At 58.4% G+C, this 17,621-nt stretch carries 14 protein-coding genes; 4 read left to right on the forward strand and 10 right to left on the reverse strand.

Annotation, left to right across the window (positions count from 1 at the left end; all coding sequences use genetic code 11):
* Window positions 1-12: 12 nt before the first annotated feature.
* From ACXAH3_RS12695 to ACXAH3_RS12705, 3 genes are all read right to left on the reverse strand, one after another.
* A complete protein-coding gene (locus tag ACXAH3_RS12695; protein ID WP_474862460.1) occupies window positions 13-2,694 on the reverse strand; it encodes a bifunctional acetate--CoA ligase family protein/GNAT family N-acetyltransferase in 2,682 nt (893 codons plus the stop codon).
* A gap of 90 nt (window positions 2,695-2,784) precedes the next feature.
* Complete coding sequence (gene cueR, locus ACXAH3_RS12700; protein WP_474862461.1) at window positions 2,785-3,186, reverse strand: Cu(I)-responsive transcriptional regulator; 402 nt, start codon at window positions 3,184-3,186, stop codon at window positions 2,785-2,787.
* Window positions 3,183-5,645 (reverse strand): heavy metal translocating P-type ATPase, encoded by a 2,463-nt coding sequence (locus ACXAH3_RS12705; RefSeq protein ID WP_474862462.1) that lies wholly within the window; start codon window positions 5,643-5,645, stop codon window positions 3,183-3,185. Before ACXAH3_RS12705 ends, cueR begins: the two co-directional genes overlap by 4 nt.
* Window positions 5,646-5,778: 133 nt before the next feature.
* Here ACXAH3_RS12705 and ACXAH3_RS12710 point away from each other — a divergent pair, with 133 nt between their 5' ends.
* A complete protein-coding gene (locus ACXAH3_RS12710) occupies window positions 5,779-5,970 on the forward strand; it encodes a heavy-metal-associated domain-containing protein (RefSeq protein WP_474862463.1) in 192 nt (63 codons plus the stop codon).
* A 28-nt stretch (window positions 5,971-5,998) separates the two neighbouring features.
* On the opposite strand, the gene oppF is transcribed toward ACXAH3_RS12710, so the two are convergent.
* The 5 genes from oppF to ACXAH3_RS12735 form a co-directional block, all read right to left on the reverse strand.
* A complete protein-coding gene (oppF, locus tag ACXAH3_RS12715; protein WP_474862464.1) occupies window positions 5,999-6,985 on the reverse strand; it encodes a murein tripeptide/oligopeptide ABC transporter ATP binding protein OppF in 987 nt (328 codons plus the stop codon).
* Window positions 6,982-7,956, reverse strand: coding sequence for an oligopeptide/dipeptide ABC transporter ATP-binding protein (locus ACXAH3_RS12720; protein ID WP_474862465.1), 975 nt, complete (start codon window positions 7,954-7,956; stop codon window positions 6,982-6,984). The genes oppF and ACXAH3_RS12720 overlap by 4 nt, the downstream gene beginning before the upstream one ends.
* A gap of 14 nt (window positions 7,957-7,970) precedes the next feature.
* Window positions 7,971-8,912, reverse strand: a complete 942-nt coding sequence (locus tag ACXAH3_RS12725) for an ABC transporter permease subunit (protein WP_474862466.1) — start codon at window positions 8,910-8,912, stop codon at window positions 7,971-7,973.
* Window positions 8,913-8,922: 10 nt separating this feature from the next.
* On the reverse strand, window positions 8,923-9,846 hold the full coding sequence (gene oppB, locus ACXAH3_RS12730; RefSeq protein WP_474862467.1) for an oligopeptide ABC transporter permease OppB: 924 nt from the start codon (window positions 9,844-9,846) through the stop codon (window positions 8,923-8,925).
* A gap of 179 nt (window positions 9,847-10,025) precedes the next feature.
* The gene (locus tag ACXAH3_RS12735; protein ID WP_474862468.1) at window positions 10,026-11,651 is read right to left on the reverse strand and encodes a peptide ABC transporter substrate-binding protein; all 1,626 of its coding nucleotides are present in this window, start codon (window positions 11,649-11,651) and stop codon (window positions 10,026-10,028) included.
* A 372-nt stretch (window positions 11,652-12,023) separates the two neighbouring features.
* Here ACXAH3_RS12735 and deoC point away from each other — a divergent pair, with 372 nt between their 5' ends.
* From deoC to ACXAH3_RS12750, 3 genes are all read left to right on the forward strand, one after another.
* The gene (deoC, locus tag ACXAH3_RS12740) at window positions 12,024-13,007 is read left to right on the forward strand and encodes a deoxyribose-phosphate aldolase (protein ID WP_474862776.1); all 984 of its coding nucleotides are present in this window, start codon (window positions 12,024-12,026) and stop codon (window positions 13,005-13,007) included.
* A gap of 10 nt (window positions 13,008-13,017) precedes the next feature.
* On the forward strand, window positions 13,018-15,369 hold the full coding sequence (locus ACXAH3_RS12745; RefSeq protein WP_474862469.1) for an aldehyde dehydrogenase family protein: 2,352 nt from the start codon (window positions 13,018-13,020) through the stop codon (window positions 15,367-15,369).
* A gap of 199 nt (window positions 15,370-15,568) precedes the next feature.
* Complete coding sequence (locus ACXAH3_RS12750) at window positions 15,569-16,666, forward strand: Hint domain-containing protein (protein WP_474862470.1); 1,098 nt, start codon at window positions 15,569-15,571, stop codon at window positions 16,664-16,666.
* A 1-nt stretch (window position 16,667) separates the two neighbouring features.
* Here ACXAH3_RS12750 and ACXAH3_RS12755 read toward each other — a convergent pair whose 3' ends face one another.
* Window positions 16,668-17,345 carry a DUF1523 family protein gene (locus tag ACXAH3_RS12755; RefSeq protein WP_474862471.1) on the reverse strand — a complete coding sequence of 226 codons (678 nt, stop codon included), beginning with the start codon at window positions 17,343-17,345 and terminating at the stop codon, window positions 16,668-16,670.
* An 8-nt stretch (window positions 17,346-17,353) separates the two neighbouring features.
* Window positions 17,354-17,620 (reverse strand): hypothetical protein, encoded by a 267-nt coding sequence (locus tag ACXAH3_RS12760; protein ID WP_474862472.1) that lies wholly within the window; start codon window positions 17,618-17,620, stop codon window positions 17,354-17,356.
* Window position 17,621: the final 1 nt, after the last annotated feature.

Here is a 17,621-nt window from a genome sequence, read left to right on the forward strand (position 1 = left end):
CCAAATTCCATGTCAAAGCCAGCGTTCGACAATGACCACGTCGCGGTCATCAGGGGCTGGTCTCTGGGTAAAGCCCAGCTCGTTCATCAGGCGCAGCATCGGTTCGTTCTTCTTCAGAACGGTCCCTTCAATCACGTCCAACCCATGATCTTGTGCCGCACTGAACAGCCCCTTCATCAGGCGCGTCCCAAGCCCCTGATGCTGGATCTGGTCCGACACGACGATGGCAAATTCACAGCTTGTCTGGTCCGGGTTGATCACGTATCGCGCGACGCCCACAAGTACGTCTTCCCCGTCGATCTGGGCCACCGCGCCAAGAGCCATTTCGCGGCGATAGTCTATGGTCGAGAACTGGGCCAGCATCTCGGGACTGAGTTCATTCACCGAGCCCATGAAGCGCATCTGCTTGGCCTTGGGCGATAGGTCGCGCGTGAAGGATTGCAGGTATTCGGCATCTTCTGGGCGGATTGGGCGGATCACTAGGGGCGTTCCGTCTGACAGGAACGTCTCGCGTGCAAGATGACGGGGGTAAGGATGGATGGCCATGTGGTCATAGAGGCCGTCCTTCGCCGGTGCCCGCTGGATCGAAATCCGCGCATCCACCGCCAGCGCCCCATCCGGACTGACGAAAAGAGGGTTGATGTCGAGCTCGGAGATCTCGGGCAGTTCGCTGACAATGATCGACACGCGTTTCAGCACATCCACCAATGCGTCGCGATCCACCGGGGCGGCATCACGAAATCCATCCAGCGCCTTGGACACACGGGTCTTGTTGATCAACCGCTCGGACAAAACCGCGTTCAGGGGTGGAAGCGCGACGGCGCTGTCTTTCAAGACCTCAACCATTGTGCCGCCCGCGCCGAACAGGACAGTGGGGCCGAAGACCGGGTCGCGGCTGGCGCCAATCACCAACTCGCGCGGGTCTTTCAAATCAGCCATCCGTTCGATGGTGACACCCGAAATCTGCGCATCAGGGCGCGCCGCTTTGGCAGATTTGACCAGCTCGTGAAACACCCGCGAAACCGAGGTCGCATGCGCCACGTTCACCCGCACGCCGCCCACGTTGGTCTTATGCGTGATGTCGGGCGAAGAAATCTTCATTGCCACCGGATAGCCAACGGTTTCCGCAGCAACCAAGGCTTGCGAGGGAGTCGTCGCCTCGATCGTCATGTTAACTGGTATGTTGAAAGCTCTCAGCAGTGCTTTGCTTTCCGTGTCAGACAGCATTTTGCGCCCTTCGGATAGGGCCGTGGCGATGATCAGCCGTGCCCCGTCCAGATCTAAGCCAATTTCAAACGCGCGAGCACGCGGGACTTCCAGCGCAAGTTTGCGGTTGCGGCGGTGTTGGACCAGATAGCTGAAGCCCTCGACCGCGCGTTCCGGGGTTTCGAAATCGGGTACACCTGCTTTGGACAGGATCGCACGACCTTCTTCAACGGACGGTTCGCCCAGCCAGCAGGCCAGCACAGGCTTCTTGCGCCGACGAGGTAGCGCACCCACCACGGCCTGCGCTGTCGCCACAGCATCAGTCATCGCTTGTGGCGTCAGCATCACCAGAACGCCGTCATTCTCGGTGTCCGAAATGGCCGCTTTCACCGCCGCGCCATAGGTCGCGGGGTCCGCATCACCCAGAATGTCGACGGGGTTTGCGTGGCTCCAATAGGCAGGCAGCACCTTGTCCAGCGCGGCTTTGGTCGTGTCGGACAGAGGGGGAAGTGAAATGCCAAGATCGCCCGCGCGGTCGGCGGCCAACACTCCAGCGCCGCCGCCATTGGTGATGATGCACAAACGGTCGCCATACACCTTGCGGGCGTTGGCCAGGACCTCGGCTGCTGCAAACAACTGACCCAGAGTTCCCACTCGCACGGCCCCTGCGCGTTCAAGCGCGGCGTCGAACACATCGTCTGACCCGATCAGCGCGCCCGTATGCGTATGTGCAGCTTGCGAGCTGGTCGCATGGCGACCCGATTTCAACACGATTACCGGTTTCAATCGCGAAGCCCGGCGCAGAGCCGACATGAAGTTCTGCGCGTCCTTGATCCCCTCGATATACAGCAATATGGCATCCGTTCGCGGATCCGTCGCCAGAAAATCCAGCACGTCTCCGAAGTCGATATTCGTCGAATTGCCTAGGCTGACCATGGCTGAAAAGCCCGAGTGATGCGGCCCGGCCCAATCTGCGATCGCTGACATCAATGCGCCGGATTGCGAGACAAACGCCAAACGGCCCTTTGGCGGGTTCGTGCGCAAGAAATTGGCATCTAGCCCAAGCCACGGGCGCACTAGACCAACACAGTTCGGCCCCATGAAACGAATGCTGCCTTTGCGCGCAGCGGCCACGACCTTAGCTTCCAAGTCTTTACCACGCCCGTCGCCCTCTCCGAATCCCGCCGACAGGATGATGGCGGACTTCACCCCAGCCTCGGCGCAGTCGCGCATGATGCCCGGCACGGTGCGGGCGGGGGTGGCAATCACGGCCAGGTCGATTTCGTCCGGCAGGTCAGTGATGCGGCGATAACAGGTCGCGTCACCGATTTTCTGGTGTTTGGGGTTGATCGGGGTAAGGGTGCCTTCAAACCCACCCGCCAGCAGGTTGCGCCACGCCATCGCGCCGACCGAATCCCCTGAAGGGCTTGCGCCGAACACAGCCACCGAAGCCGGATCGAAGAGCGGGGTCAGAGGGCTTTTATCCATCGATGACATCCTTGATGCGCGGCACAGAGAATCCAGCCGGGACTTTCGTTTAAGTAAACGCCAGAAGAGCGCTGCTGACTTTGACCTGCCTCAATCCTTTTGGGGCGATGTGGCCTCGATCCCCTTCAGGATTGGACAATCAGGCCGATTATCACCAGAACAGGCTTTCACAAGATGGGACAGCGTGTCGCGCATGGCAATCAGATCCGCGATTTTCGCTTCGATTTCGTCCAAATGAGTGCGGGCGATGCGTTTCACGTCAGCACTGGCGCGAGATTGATCTTCGTAAAGCGCCAATAGGGCGCGGCAATCTTCGATCGAGAAGCCCAGCGCGCGGGAGCGGGCAAGGAAGGTCAGTTTGTGAAGTTCGGTCTGCCCAAAAACGCGATAGCCGTTGGTGTCGCGATGGGGCGTAATCAGCCCGATATCTTCGTAATAGCGGATGGTTTTGGCAGGCAGGCCAGTGTGGACGGCGGCGTCTGAAATGTTCATGCGGGGTCCTCCAACGCGGGTTTGATGAACCGCAGCCGCAGGGCGTTGGTCAGTACCAGAACCGAGGACGCGGCCATCGCCCCTGCCCCCAACATCGGCGACAGAAGCACGCCCCATGCCGGATAGAGTATGCCCGCCGCGACAGGCACCAGCGCCACGTTATAGCCAAACGCCCAGAAAAGGTTCTGGCGGATGTTGGTCATGGTACGGCGGCTGATCTGGAACGCGTTCACCACGCCTGATAACGCGCCGGAAGATAAGACCACATCCGCGGCCTCGATCGCGACATCCGTACCGGTCCCGATGGCGATGCCGACATCTGCTTGGGCAAGAGCAGGCGCGTCGTTGATGCCGTCGCCGACGAAAGCGACTTTGCGGCCTTGGGCTTGCAGATCGGCAATGGTCTGAAGCTTTTCACCGGGGATGACGCCTGCAACCACGCGGTCGAGGTCTAGTTGGTCAGCAATGGCAGCTGCAGTCGCGGGGTCGTCGCCTGTGATCATCACAAGCTCTTTGCCAGAGACACGCAAGGCCTCGAGCGCTTTGGTCGTGTCAGGTTTCACCGGGTCGGCCACACCGATCAGCGCCGCAAGCTGTCCGTCATATGCCGCGAAAAATACGGTTTGGCCTGCGGCGCGCATAGGATCGGCGCGATCTACAAGATCGGTCAAAGGCACCCCTTCGCGTGCCATGTATTGCTGCGAGCCGATCAAAAGTCGCGTACCATCCACTTCGGCTGACAAGCCAAAGCCCGTTTCGGTTTGGACATTGCTAACCTTAGCGGGCGAAACGCCACGCGCCGCGGCTCCTGACAAGATGGCTTGCACCAAGGGGTGTTGGCTTTGCGCCTCGGCCCCGGCGATCATAGCAAGCAGCGCATCGGCATTTTGCCCCTCGGCCACCTCAAGCGCGACCATCTCGGGCCGTCCTTCCGTCAACGTACCGGTCTTGTCGAACGCCACCACATCTACCGATTGCAGCGCCTGAAGCGCGTCCCCACGGCGAAACAGCACACCCAGTTGCGCCGCACGTCCCGTCCCCACCATGATCGAGGTCGGCGTGGCCAAGCCCATGGCGCAAGGGCAGGCGATGATCAGGACCGAGACACCCGCGACCAGAGCCAAACCCAAGGCAGGGTCAGGGCCAATCAAAAGCCAGACCACGATGGTCAGCGCAGCGATACACATTACAACCGGCACGAAAACGGCAGTAATCCTGTCGACCAGCGCCTGAATGGGCAGCCGCGCGCCTTGGGCGTCTTCGACCATGCGCACGATTTGCGACAACATCGTGTCGGGACCGACGGCGGTCACACGCGCCTTTAGGGCGCCGGTGCCGTTGACCGTGCCTCCGGTCACCGTGCTGCCCGGCGATTTCGCGACGGGCACAGGTTCACCCGTGATCATGCTTTCATCGACAAGGCTTTCGCCTTCGGTCACTTCGGCGTCCAGCGGCACGCGTTCTCCGGGGCGGATCACAATGACCTCGTCGGTGATCACTTGCGTGACGGGGCGCGTGATCTGGCGTCCTTCGACCTCGACGGTTGCTTCATCAGGGGCCAGTTCGACCAGCGCGCGGATGGCTTCTCCGGTGTGCCCTTTGGCGCGGGCCTCCATCCAGCGACCGACAAGGATCAGGGTGACGATGACGGCGGCGGCTTCGAAATACACGTTGGCGGTACCTTGCGGCAGAACACCGGGGGCCAACACTGATACAATCGAATAGAGATACGCAGCCGAGGCCCCCAACGCGACCAGCGCGTTCATCTCGGGCGCGCCGCGCAGAAGGGCTGGGATGCCTTTGGCAAAGAACAGACGCCCCGGGCCGAACAGGACAATCGTGGTCAGGACCAGTTGGAGCCAATGCGACACCCCCTGCCCTATGTTGTGCATGACCCAGTGGTGGAACGGCGGGTACAAATGCCCTCCCATCTCGATTACGAAGACCGGCAAGGTCAGCGCAGCGGCGAGCAAGGCTTTGTGTTTCAACACCCGCGCCTCGTCAGACTTGTCGCGTGGGCCGGTGGTGGTGCTGTCAGCGCGTGGCGTGGTCGGGAAACCCGCCTTTGTGATCTTCGTTGACAGTACCTCAGGCGTAACCGCCCCTGTCAGGAAGGTGACAAAGGCATTTTCTGAGGCAAGGTTTACACGCGCATCCAACACGCCTGGCGCGGTTTTTAGCATCCGTTCAACACGCCCCACGCAAGCAGCGCAGGACATCGACTGGACGTCCAGAACCACCGTATCGCGCCGCGCTGGATAGCCTGCGCGGTCAAGCGCGGTGGCGAGGCTTTCGGTATTGGCAGGTGCGGCATAGGATACCCGTGCCGTTTCTGTGGCAAGGTTCACTGGGGCTGCTTCCACGCCCTTTACCGCGTCCAAGGCACGCTCGGCCCGCCCGACGCAAGACGCGCAGGACAGGTTTTCCAGCTCGATTGTAAGTGTTTTCAGGGCAGCCATCAGAATCTCCGCTATGACGGAGTATAGTTGGGGGTTCCAGTTACTGGAAGGTCAAGGGTTGCGCTGAGAGTTTGCCATATTGACCCGTGCCGGGGTCGCTGTATTCAGAAATCTGAGCATGACAGGAGCCACTATGACCACTTTCTACGTCCCCGATATGAGCTGCGGCCACTGCAAAGCCTCGATCACCGAAGCGCTGGAAGGGCTGGGTGACGTGACTTTGAGCTTCGACATGGATGTGCGTGAAATAAAGGTGGATGGACTGGAGCCCACCACCGTGATCGACGCATTGGGCGAGATAGGCGCTCCCGCCAACGCAAAATAAAAACCCCGGCATATAGCCGGGGTTCCCATCAGCGTTTGTGACAGGCCACTTGTTGACCATTCCCGCGATCCGTCAGTGGCGGCTTGGTTTCCGCGCATTCCGGCCCAGCAATCGGGCAACGGGTGCGGAACACGCAGCCCGACGGTGGATCCAAGGGCGAGGGTAGATCGGCGTCCAGGATCATTACCTCTTTCGAGGCTTCCGCATTCGGGTCCGGGATCGGCACAGCGGAAATCAGCGCTTCTGTGTACGGATGACCGGGTGAACGATAAAGCTGCTCGGCCTCGCTGATTTCGACAACATTACCCAGATAGAGCACCATCACACGGGTCGAGATGTGTTTCACAACGGATAGGTCATGCGCGATGAAGATCAGGCTCAGGCCCATCTCTTCCTGAATTTCCATCAGCAGGTTAATCACCTGCGCCTGGATGGACACGTCCAGCGCGGACACCGGCTCGTCACAGATGATAAGCTGAGGTTTCACGATCAGCGCGCGCGCAATCCCGATCCGCTGACACTGCCCGCCGGAAAACTCGTGCGGGTAGCGGTTGATCATGTTGGGCAGGATGCCAACGCGATCAAGCACTTCGCGCACCCGGTCCTTGACCTCTGAGGGCGACAGCCCCGGATGGTGCGTCTTCAGCGGCTCGGCCACGATCTGGCCGATGGTCATGCGCGGGTTCAGGGATGCCAGCGGATCCTGAAAAATCATCTGCATCTCTTTGCGATGCTCACGCATGTCGCGCTTGTTCAGTTGAAGCAGATCATCGCCCAGCCACAACACGGTGCCAGCCTCGGCGGGCACCATACGCATGATGGCGCGGGCCAGCGTGGACTTGCCACATCCGCTTTCGCCCACAATGCCCAGCGTTTCACCCGGCATCAGGTCAAAATCAATCCCATCGACGGCTTTCAACTTGTCGGCAGTTGTCCACGGCATCGCACCATGTGGTTTGATGTCGAACCAGACCTTCAGATCGCGCACGGAAAGTAGGGGGGATTGCACGTTCATGACAGCTCCTCCACGGTTTTCAGACAGGCCCGGCGGCGTACCTCGCGGCCCGGTACGCCCTGAAGCACGGGGCGTTCCACGGCGCAGCGTTCATCCGCAAAGTCACAGCGGGGCGAGAATGGACAGCCCTTGGGCATGTTCATCATGTTTGGTGGGCTACCGGGAATGGTGGCCAGCATATCGCTTTCGATGTCCAGACGCGGCACAGCTTTCAAAAGGCCCATCGTATAGGGATGGGTTGGCATTTCGAACAGGCCCTTGGTGGTGCCGTATTCCATCTGCTGCCCGCCATACATGACCAATGTCTCAAGGCACGATCCGGCGACAACGCCGAGGTCGTGCGTGATCAGGATGATCGACATGTTGAAGTCCTTTTGCAGGTCTTCAAGCAGGGTCATGATCTGCGCCTGAACAGTCACGTCCAAAGCGGTCGTGGGTTCATCCGCCACCAGAATGTCAGGCTTGCACAGAAGCGACATGGCGATCATCACGCGCTGACGCATCCCGCCAGAAAACTCGTGCGGGTACATGGTGACGCGCTTTTTCGCCTCGGGAATGCGGACAGCATCAAGCATCTGAACCGCTTGCTTCACCGCCTCGCGTTTCGAGATGCCTTTGTGATGAGTCAGCACCTCGGCCATCTGATCGGACACACGCAAGAAAGGGTTCAAGCAGGTCATCGGATCCTGAAAGATCATCGCAATACGCTCGGCACGGATTTTGTTCAGCTGTGCCAACGGCATGTTCAGGATCTCTTGCCCTTCCAGCTTCACCGATCCCGACGCCTTCCCGTTCTGGGCCAACAGCCCCATGATGGCAAAGACAGTCTGGCTTTTGCCGGATCCGCTTTCGCCCACCACGCCAAGGGTTTCCCCGGCTTCCAGATCAAAGCTGATCTTATCCACGGCGGTTACGGTGCCGTCAGGCGTGTCGAATTTGACGCTCAGATCACGGACTTCAAGTAGTGCCATAACTCACGCCCCCCTTAACGGTCTTTCGGGTCAAGCGCATCGCGCAGACCGTCACCGATGAAAAAGAAACAAAAGATGGTGACCACAAAAAAGAACAGCGGGAAGGCAAGATGCCAAAGCGTTCCGTAATTCATGGACTTGGTGCCTTCCGACAGAAGCGCACCCCAACTGGTGAAAGGTTCCTGAACGCCAAGGCCAAGGAACGAGATAAAGCTTTCCGTCAGGATCATCTGCGGCACCAGAAGTGTGGCATAGACCACTACAACGCCCAGAAGATTGGGCACGATGTGTCGGATGATGATGCGCCAAGTGGGCACGCCGATGGCGATGGCCGCTTCCACGAATTCGCGGTTCTTGATTGACAGGGTTTGGCCCCGCACAATGCGGCTCATGTCCAGCCATGCGGTTAGGCCGATGCCAACGAAGATCATAGTGATCGAACGTCCTGCGACGACCAGCAGCAGGATCAGCACGAACATATACGGTATCGACATGAAGATATCGACCAGACGCATCATGACGCTGTCCACGCGGCCTCCGATAAAGCCCGCCGTCGCGCCATAGATCGTACCGACGACCACCGCGACCAGCGCTCCGATCACGCCCACGGCCAGTGAAATCCGCGAGCCTTGGATGACGCGATTATAAAGGTCGCGCCCGTTTTCATCGAAACCGAAATAGTGGCCGTTCTCGATCGAGGGTTTCCCCGCAGTTGCCACATTCCCCAGCACGTCCCAGTCAATGGTCTCGATATCATAATCGCTGATCAACTGCCCAAAGAGCGAAAAGAGCACCACCAGCGTCAGGATCACCACCGACACCATAGCGGCGCGGTTGGCGACGAAACGGCGGCGCGCATCCGCCCACAGGGACCGACCCTTGACGTCTTCGGCCAAACGCTCAGCCATTTCGGCGGTTTTTGGTTGCTGGATGGGTTGTACAATTCTGTCTGTCATTGTCCTGCCCTCACAACCGGATCTTCGGGTCGATCCACGCATAGAGGATATCAACCACCATATTGAACAGGATCGTCATTGACCCCAGCAGGATTGTCAGCCCCATCATCACCGCATAGTCGCGGTTGAACGCGGCATTCACATAGAAATAGCCAATGCCCCCGGTGCCGAAAATCGCGTCGATGATAAAAGACCCCGTGACCATCCCCACAAACGCCGGCCCCAAATAGGATATGACGGGCAGCAGCGACGGCTTCAGCGCGTGTCGCCAAATGATGACGTTGTCCGGCAGACCCTTTGCGCGGGCGGTGCGGATGAAGTTCGACCGCAGCACTTCCAGCATCGAGGACCGCGTCAGGCGGGCAATCGACGCCATATAGCTGGTCGAAAGCGCGATGACCGGCATGATGATGTGCTGCCATTGGCCGCCATTCCAGCCGCCGCCGGGCAGCCAGCCCAGCCAAAGCGTAAAGACAAGGATCAGGATCGGGGCCATGACGAAGTTCGGCAGCACCTGCGCGCCGATGGTCACGCCAACCGCGAAGTAATCCAGCCAGCTGTTCTGACGGATCGCAGCCGAGATGCCCAACGCGCCGCCCACGATGATCGCCACAAGGAACGAGATGATCCCATAGGTCAGCGTCACCGGAAAGCCCTGCGCGATGATGTCATTCACCGAACGGTCTTTGTATTTATAGCTCGGGCCAAAGTCGAATTGGGTCACGATGCCCACAACATAGTCCCAAAGCTGTTTGTAGATAGGCTGATCCAGCCCGTATTTCGCCTCGATATTGGCGAGGACCTGCGCGGGCAAAGGACGTTCAGATGTGAACGGCCCACCGGGCGCGGTCTGCATCAGCCAAAACGATGCGACCAGAAGAATGATAAGCGTTGGGATCGCCACGGCGACCCTTCGTATGATGAAGTTAAGCATCTTTACCCCTGAAGATCTGGCGAATGCTGGATCCGGTGCGATATCGTTTCGATGTCCGGATGGCGTCGGATACGCGCCAAGCGCGGATTTAACAAGATACGCTTTTGGAGTGGATCAGTAACGCAGATGCGGCTGGGGCAACGCACACGCGATGCGATGCCCCTTGATTAAGATCCGAGTTACTTCGCGACCTTGTACAGGTCTTTCGAGTACCAGTTCTGCTCGACGTTCTCGATCGGCCAGCTGCCGATGATCGAAGGCTTCATCATATAGCTGCCCGCATAGTGATAGATCGGGATAAGCGGCAGGTCAGAGGCGATGATTTCCTCGATTTTGGTATAGTTCGGCTGAGGGTTATCCATCGTTTTGGCATCTGCCAACAGCTGGTCAACCTCTGGATTGTTATACTTGGAATCGTTGTATCCCGAGCCCGAGTGGACCAAGTCCAAGAAGGTCGATGCTTCGTTGTAATCACCACACCATGCGCCGCGTGCGATCTCGTAGTTTTGCTCGCTGCGGGTGTTCAGGAAGGTTTTCCATTCTTGATTTTCCAAGGTGACCTTCACACCCAAGGTTTGCTTCCACATCTGTGCCATCGCGATGGCGACTTTCTTGTGTGCTTCCGAGGTGTTGTAGATCATCGTAACTTCAAGCGGGTTCGACTTGTCGTAACCAGCTTCGGCCATCAGCTCGACTGCTTTGGCGTTACGCTCGTCCTGCGACCATGCCGCATAGTCAATGGAAGGAACTTCGAACTGAGCAGTTGCGCCCGGCGTGAAGTTATACGCCGCAGTTTGGCCGCCCTGAAGAACTTTCTCGACGATGATATCGCGATCAACCGCATAGGACAAAGCCGTGCGCACGCGTTCGTCTTTCAGGTACTCCGGGCCACCTTCGGACAGATTGAACATGTAGTAGTATGAACACAGACGCGGAAATGCGGTCGCTTCATCCGGGTTCGTTTCTTTCAACGATGGATACTGGCCTGCTGGGATCTCGGTACGGTCAAGTTCGCCAGCCTTGTAGCGGGTCAAAGCCACGTTTTCATCATTGATCACCAGCGCAACGGTCTTGTCGATGATGGTGTTTTCATTGTCCCAATACATCGGGTTGCGCTCGCGCACCAAACGTTCGTTGGCGACGTGCTCGGTCAAAGTATACGCGCCGTTCACAACAATGTTCTCGGGCTTGATCCAATCTGCCCCGTGGGCTTCGATTGCCCAGGCAGGGGTTGGGAAAGTCGAGGTGTGGGTGGTCGTCAGCGCAAAATAAGGTAGCGAGCTTTCCAAAGTTACTTCCAGCGTGTGATCATCAAGAGCCTTCACGCCCAGATCTTCAAGCGGAGCATCGCCCTTCATCACGCTTGATGCATTCTTAAGGTTCATCACTTCTACGTACCATTGGTACACCGAAGACGTTGCGGGATCGGCCAGACGACGCCAAGCATAAACGAAGTCGCCTGCGGTTACGGGCTTGCCGTCCGACCATTTGGCGTCATCGCGCAGTTTGAACGTATAGACGGTTTTATCTTCATTGGTGGTGTGGCTTACGGCAACACCGGGCACCAGCTCACCAGCGCGGTTCTGGTTATACAGACCCTCAAACAGGTCGCGCACAATTTCCGAGCCAGACACGTCTTCCACGATCTGCGGGTCGACCGAGGTGTGTTCGTCCAGAACGCGATAGGTGAAGGTTTGATCCTCGGCCAGCTTCTCGCCGGTTTTCGGGTGCATCTTGTCTGCAAGGGCCGGGCCAGCAAGCGCAATGGCCGAGCCCAGCAGGGCAGCTTTGATCGAGATATTCATGAATGTTCTCCCTAGTCAGTTTATAGGTGGGACAGGTGGGTTTTGATTGATTGCGGACCGAGAAAGACTCAGCCCCTGTTCTCCTGTCGATGGAGCATCCTAAGCGCAACGAGTTCCGGGAAACAACCATTTACGGTGCGACAAGACATCCACCCACGACCCCCGCCCATTCGACGCTTTTTGTGGTTTGTTTCGTCATTGCGACGGATACCTTCGTCACAATGACAGCTGTTTGCGTCATCACCCCTGACGTCACGGTGATTATTGCCATTCTCGGTTTTGCGTGCGACCCTTGGCAAAACCGTGAACACATCAATGCCCCAGGGGGTGAATTCCGTGAAAAGCGAACCGCAGACAACCTCGGACGAGGGGCTGAAAGCGTCGTCAGACCAACTGCCACAGCTGGCCGTGACACGCAATCCGGGGATGGACCTGGATATGAATTGGGTGCGGGCTGTGCAGGCCAACACATCCGCGATCGAACGCCGTGCCGCGACATTGGCCACGCGTCGCAGCGTGAAGAAAACCCATCAGGCCGCATGGCTGTTGAAGGCGATCACGATGATCGATCTGACCACCCTGTCCGGCGATGACACCGAAGGGCGCGTGCGTCGCCTGTGCGCCAAAGCCGCCCAGCCCGTCCGACCCGAGATCATGGCCGCCCTTGGGATGGATCCCATCACCACCGGGGCCGTCTGTGTCTATCACGATATGATCGAGACCGCTGTATCGTCATTGAAGTCGCTTGGCGTGACTATGCCGGTAGCTGCCGTATCGACGGGCTTCCCTGCGGGTCTTAGCCCCTATCACCTGCGGGTCGAGGAAATCCGCGAAAGCGTGCGCGCCGGGGCCGAGGAAATCGACATCGTGATCTCGCGCCGTCATGTGCTGACCGGCAATTGGCAGGCGCTTTATGACGAAATGCGCGACTTCCGCGAAGCCTGCGGCGAAGCACATGTCAAAGCCATTTTGGCGACCGGAGAGCTGGGCAGCCTGCGCAATGTCGCGCGCGCCTCGCTGGTGTGCATGATGGCGGGCGCTGACTTTATTAAAACCTCGACTGGCAAGGAAAGCGTGAACGCCACCCTGCCCGTCAGCCTTGTGATGATCCGTGCCATTCGCGATTACTATGAGGCGACCGGGTACAAGGTCGGCTACAAACCAGCTGGCGGGATCTCTAAAGCCAAAGACGCGATCACCTATCTGTCACTGATCAAGGAAGAGCTGGGCGATGACTGGCTGAACTCGCACCTGTTCCGCTTCGGCGCAAGCTCGCTTCTGGGCGACATTGAGCGCCAGTTGGAGCACCACGTGACAGACCATTACTCGGCCACCTACCGCCATCCGATGGGATAAGGACACAGACATGACCGTGAAAGAACAATTCGACAGCATGGATTATGGCCTTGCCCCCGAAAGCGCGGGCGAGGTGTTGGAATGGATCAGCGCACGGGACGGTGCGTTTGGGCTTTACATCAACGGGACCATGACCGCGTCGGGTGACCTGTTTGAAAGCCGCAACCCCGCAACCGGCGAGGTGTTGGCACAGGTGACGCAAGCCAGCGCTGATGACGTGGACGCAGCCGTATCGGCCGCCCGTAAGGCGCAGAAAAGTTGGGCGGCTCTGCCCGGTCACGGACGTGCAAAGTACCTTTATGCGCTGGCGCGTCTGGTGCAGAAACACGCGCGTCTTTTCGCCGTGCTGGAAAGCATGGATAACGGCAAACCGATCCGCGAGAGCCGCGACATAGACATCCCTCTGGTCGCGCGCCACTTCTATTACCACGCGGGCATGGCGCAGCTTCAAGACGCCGAACTGCCGGATCGAGAGGCCTTGGGAGTTTGCGGTCAAATCATCCCGTGGAACTTCCCGCTTCTGATGCTCGCTTGGAAAATCGCGCCTGCGATTGCGATGGGCAATACAGTGGTGCTGAAGCCTGCCGAGTACACCTCGCTGACCGCTCTTTTGTTCGCACAAATCTGTGACGAGGCTGGCCTGCCCAAAGGCGTTGTGAATATCGTGACTGGTGACGGTCAGGTGGGCGAGGCGATTGTAACGCATGAAGACGTCGACAAGATTGCCTTCACAGGCTCGACCAAGGTGGGCCGCCATATCCGCCGCGCGACCGCCGGGTCGGGCAAGTCGCTGACATTGGAGCTTGGCGGTAAGTCGCCTTACATCGTCTTTGACGACGCCGATCTTGATTCAGCTGTGGAAGGGCTGGTCGACGCGATTTGGTTCAATCAGGGGCAAGTGTGCTGTGCAGGCTCGCGCCTGATCGTGCAAGAAGGCATCGCGGATCGGTTTTATGCCAAGCTGAAGGCCCGCATGGGCAAGCTGCGCATCGGCGACCCCTTAGATAAATCCATCGACATCGGGGCCGTGGTCGACCCGATCCAGCACCAGCGGATCTCCGATATGGTGAACGCAGGCGCTGGCGAAGGCGAACTTTATCAAGCCCCCTGCCCGCTTCCCGATCATGGCTGCTTCTATCCGCCGACACTGATCACTGGGCTGTCCTCGGCATCGACCCTGATGCAGGAAGAAATCTTCGGCCCCGTGCTGGCGGCCACCACCTTCCGAACACCAGTTGAGGCGGTCGAGATTGCGAACAACACTCGATACGGTTTGGCGGCCTCGGTCTGGTCCGAGAATGTGAACCTGTCGCTGGACATCGCGCCGAAACTGGCCGCTGGGGTCGTTTGGGTAAACGGCACCAACATGTTCGATGCCGCCGCTGGGTTCGGCGGCGTGCGTGAAAGCGGCTTTGGGCGCGAAGGCGGCTGGGAAGGGCTGCAGGCCTATACCAAACCGCTCGTCAAAGCGACTGCATTGAAGCCCACAGCCCCTGTGGCCGCCCCGAAAGACGCCAAGGTGGATGCGCTTGACCGCACCGCCAAGTTCTATATTGCCGGGAAACAGGCACGCCCGGACGGAGGCTATAGCCAAGCCATCTGGTCGAAATCCGGCGCTCTGTTGGGCCATGTGGGCATCGCCAACCGCAAGGACATCCGCAACGCGGTCGAGGCAGCGACGGCGGCCAAAGGTTGGGCGAAAACCACCGGCCATGCCCGCGCGCAGATCCTGTACTACATCGGCGAAAACCTCTCGGCCCGTGCGGACGAATTCGCGGACCGGATCAACGCCATGACCGGCGGGCGCTCGGGCGCGAAAGAGGTCGATGCCGCCATCTCGCGCCTGTTCACCTATGCGGCTTGGGCAGACAAATATGACGGGGCGGCCAAGCCCGTCCCGATGCGCGGCGTAGCGCTGGCGATGAACGAACCGGTCGGCGTGATCGGCGGGTTCTGCCCGGACGAAGCGCCTCTGCTGGGGCTGGTATCTTTGATGGCCCCCGCCATCGCCATGGGGAACCGCGTGGTGCTTGCAGCCTCGCAACCCTTCCCGCTGGCGGCAACGGATTTCTATCAGGTGCTGGAAACCTCGGACGTGCCGAGCGGTGTGGTGAACATCGTTACCGGCGATCACGCCGAGCTTGCCGCCCCCTTGGCAGGCCATCTGGGCGTGGATGCGGTGTGGTCGCATTCGGGCGCAGACATCTCGACCATTGTCGAGCTGGAAAGCGCGGGCAACCTAAAGCGCAGCTGGGTGAACAACGCGCGCACGCGTGACTGGTTCGGAACCGAAGGCGAAGGACGCACGTTCCTGTCGAACGCAACTGAAGTTAAAACAGTCTGGGTACCATACGGCGAGTAGGCAAAACCCAATCTCCGCACATGTAGACTAATCACCGGAATGCAGACGCTTTCCGGTCAATACGCCTATAAATTCGATAAAATTGGTGTAGCCGCCCCTTTAATTTTTGGGGATTCCTTAATACTTTCTATATTAGACCATAAACGTGGCAAGATTAGTTGCCACTGAAGTTGTTACAGACAGTTTAACGAGTACGACGATGCCAACCACATTTAATGTCATTTCTCTGGGAAACTTCGCGTCTATCGACCCAACCGAGGGTAATACGCAGGCCGAGAATGCCAGCTCGCTTGTGGGATTGACCTTTGGCGGCGTAGGCGATGCACTGGCTGACGACTTTGCAAGTCTCAGCGCCGCTGGCTCGGGTTTCACCGGCGGCGTCGCAAGCGCCTATGACCAGAACAACAGCCTTTCAAATGACCAGTTTTCAATTGATGGCGGCCCAACCCAAACTTTCGACGCCGTCGCAGTCTATAACGCGACCATCACTTATATTGATGGAACAACCGCAACGGTCACTGCAGTGGTATTTCAGGACACGGCAGGGAATACATATCTAGCGCCCGAGTTCTCGCCAAACACCGACCAAGCCTCGTTTGAAGCTGCCGCCATCCGATCTGTTACGCTCAACAGTCTTGCCGGAAACAATTATTCAGGCCTGACAGGCACGCGCGAAACGTGGAATTTCATCACCTGTTTCGCAACAGGAACCGGCATTTTAACCCCGAATGGCGAGGTTACTGTTGAACAGCTTTCACCCGGTGACAAGGTTTGCACCTTGAACAACGGGGTCCAGACCGTTCGTTGGGTGGGGAAACGTCAGGTGCCTGCAGTGGGAAAACTGGCCCCTATTCGGATCAAAGCAGGCGCCTTGGGACAGGATCTGCCTGAACGGGATCTTTTGGTGTCACGGCAGCATCGCATGTTGTGTAAATCGCGGGTGGCTGCCCGGATGTTTGGCATGCCAGAAGTGCTGATCGCAGCCAATAAACTGACCCTCCTGTCGGGCGTGCACCAAGACGACGGCTTTGAGCACATCACCTATTGCCACCTCCTGTGTGAAAATCACGAAGTGGTTTTCGCGAATGGTGCACCTTCCGAAACGCTGTATCTCGGCGAACAGGCCAAATACAGCTTGTCGCCCGAGGCGCTTGAGGAAATCCGTATGATTTTCCCGGAACTGGTGGACGGATCTGGCCAACCCAAACCCGCCCATCACATGCCGGACAACGCCTCGCAGCGTGATCTGATCCACCGGATGAGAAAGAACCGACGCGCCTTTGTCGAAACGTTCTGAGTTACTTCCCGCGCCAGCTTCCCAACCAACGTGAGAACCGACCCTTTGCCTGATCCGCATGGGCGTCGACGGCGTCCCAAGCCTCGCTCGCGTCTTGCAAAGCCGGGTCGATCGAGCGCTCGCGGAACTGGCGCCATAGCGCACGCACAAAGCCGACAGCCGCGGCAAGGAATAGGAAGAAAGCGATATTGAACCACGGGATTACGGTCACGTCAGGCCCGGCCACGGGGCGAATACCCACGGCGTTGGGGAAAGTCGAAACCAGCTCATTCCGCCAACCGTAATGCGTGATAACCGCCCATTTGGGCTCTTCCGCGGTAGAGCGTAGATCGTCGACCTCGGTTTGTAAGCTAGCGGTATCGAACTTGAAATAGGGTGGCCATGACCAGCCGGTATCTTCGTTGCGGTAGACCATCACTTCGTCAGCATCCGTGCGGATGAAGCCCAGCAGATAGGTCTTCTTCTTCACCGTCTGAATAAATTGCACATCGCGGTTGATCAAACCCGCGGATTGGTCATCTGGCTTGGACCAGAAAATTCTGGTCCAGTCGTCCAGATCCTGCCTTTCCTGATAGGTGTTCACAACACGGACAACGTCATGTTGCGGCAACGTGTAATGCAGCACAGCAAACAGAATAAGCGCGATCAGGCTTCGAATAATGATACGGAAACGGCGCATATTGAACCTCAGTTAATAAGTATAATCGACAGCAGAACCAGCAAAGCAGGTACCACATAGACCAGTAAGACCAGTTTGGGGCGGAAGCTTTTCTGATACGCCTCCATCCCCTCGCGCAACCATACCTCACGGTCGCTTTCATTGCCGTTGGGATGCTCTTCGGCCCATTGCTCTTCCAGTTTCTCCATACGGACCGAGCGGGAATACAGGCTGACCAGCACATAGATGATGCTGAGCCCGATAAAGCCAAAAACGATCAGTCGAAGAAACCCCATC

This window comes from Aliiroseovarius sp. ABM4_368 (assembly GCF_056161205.1).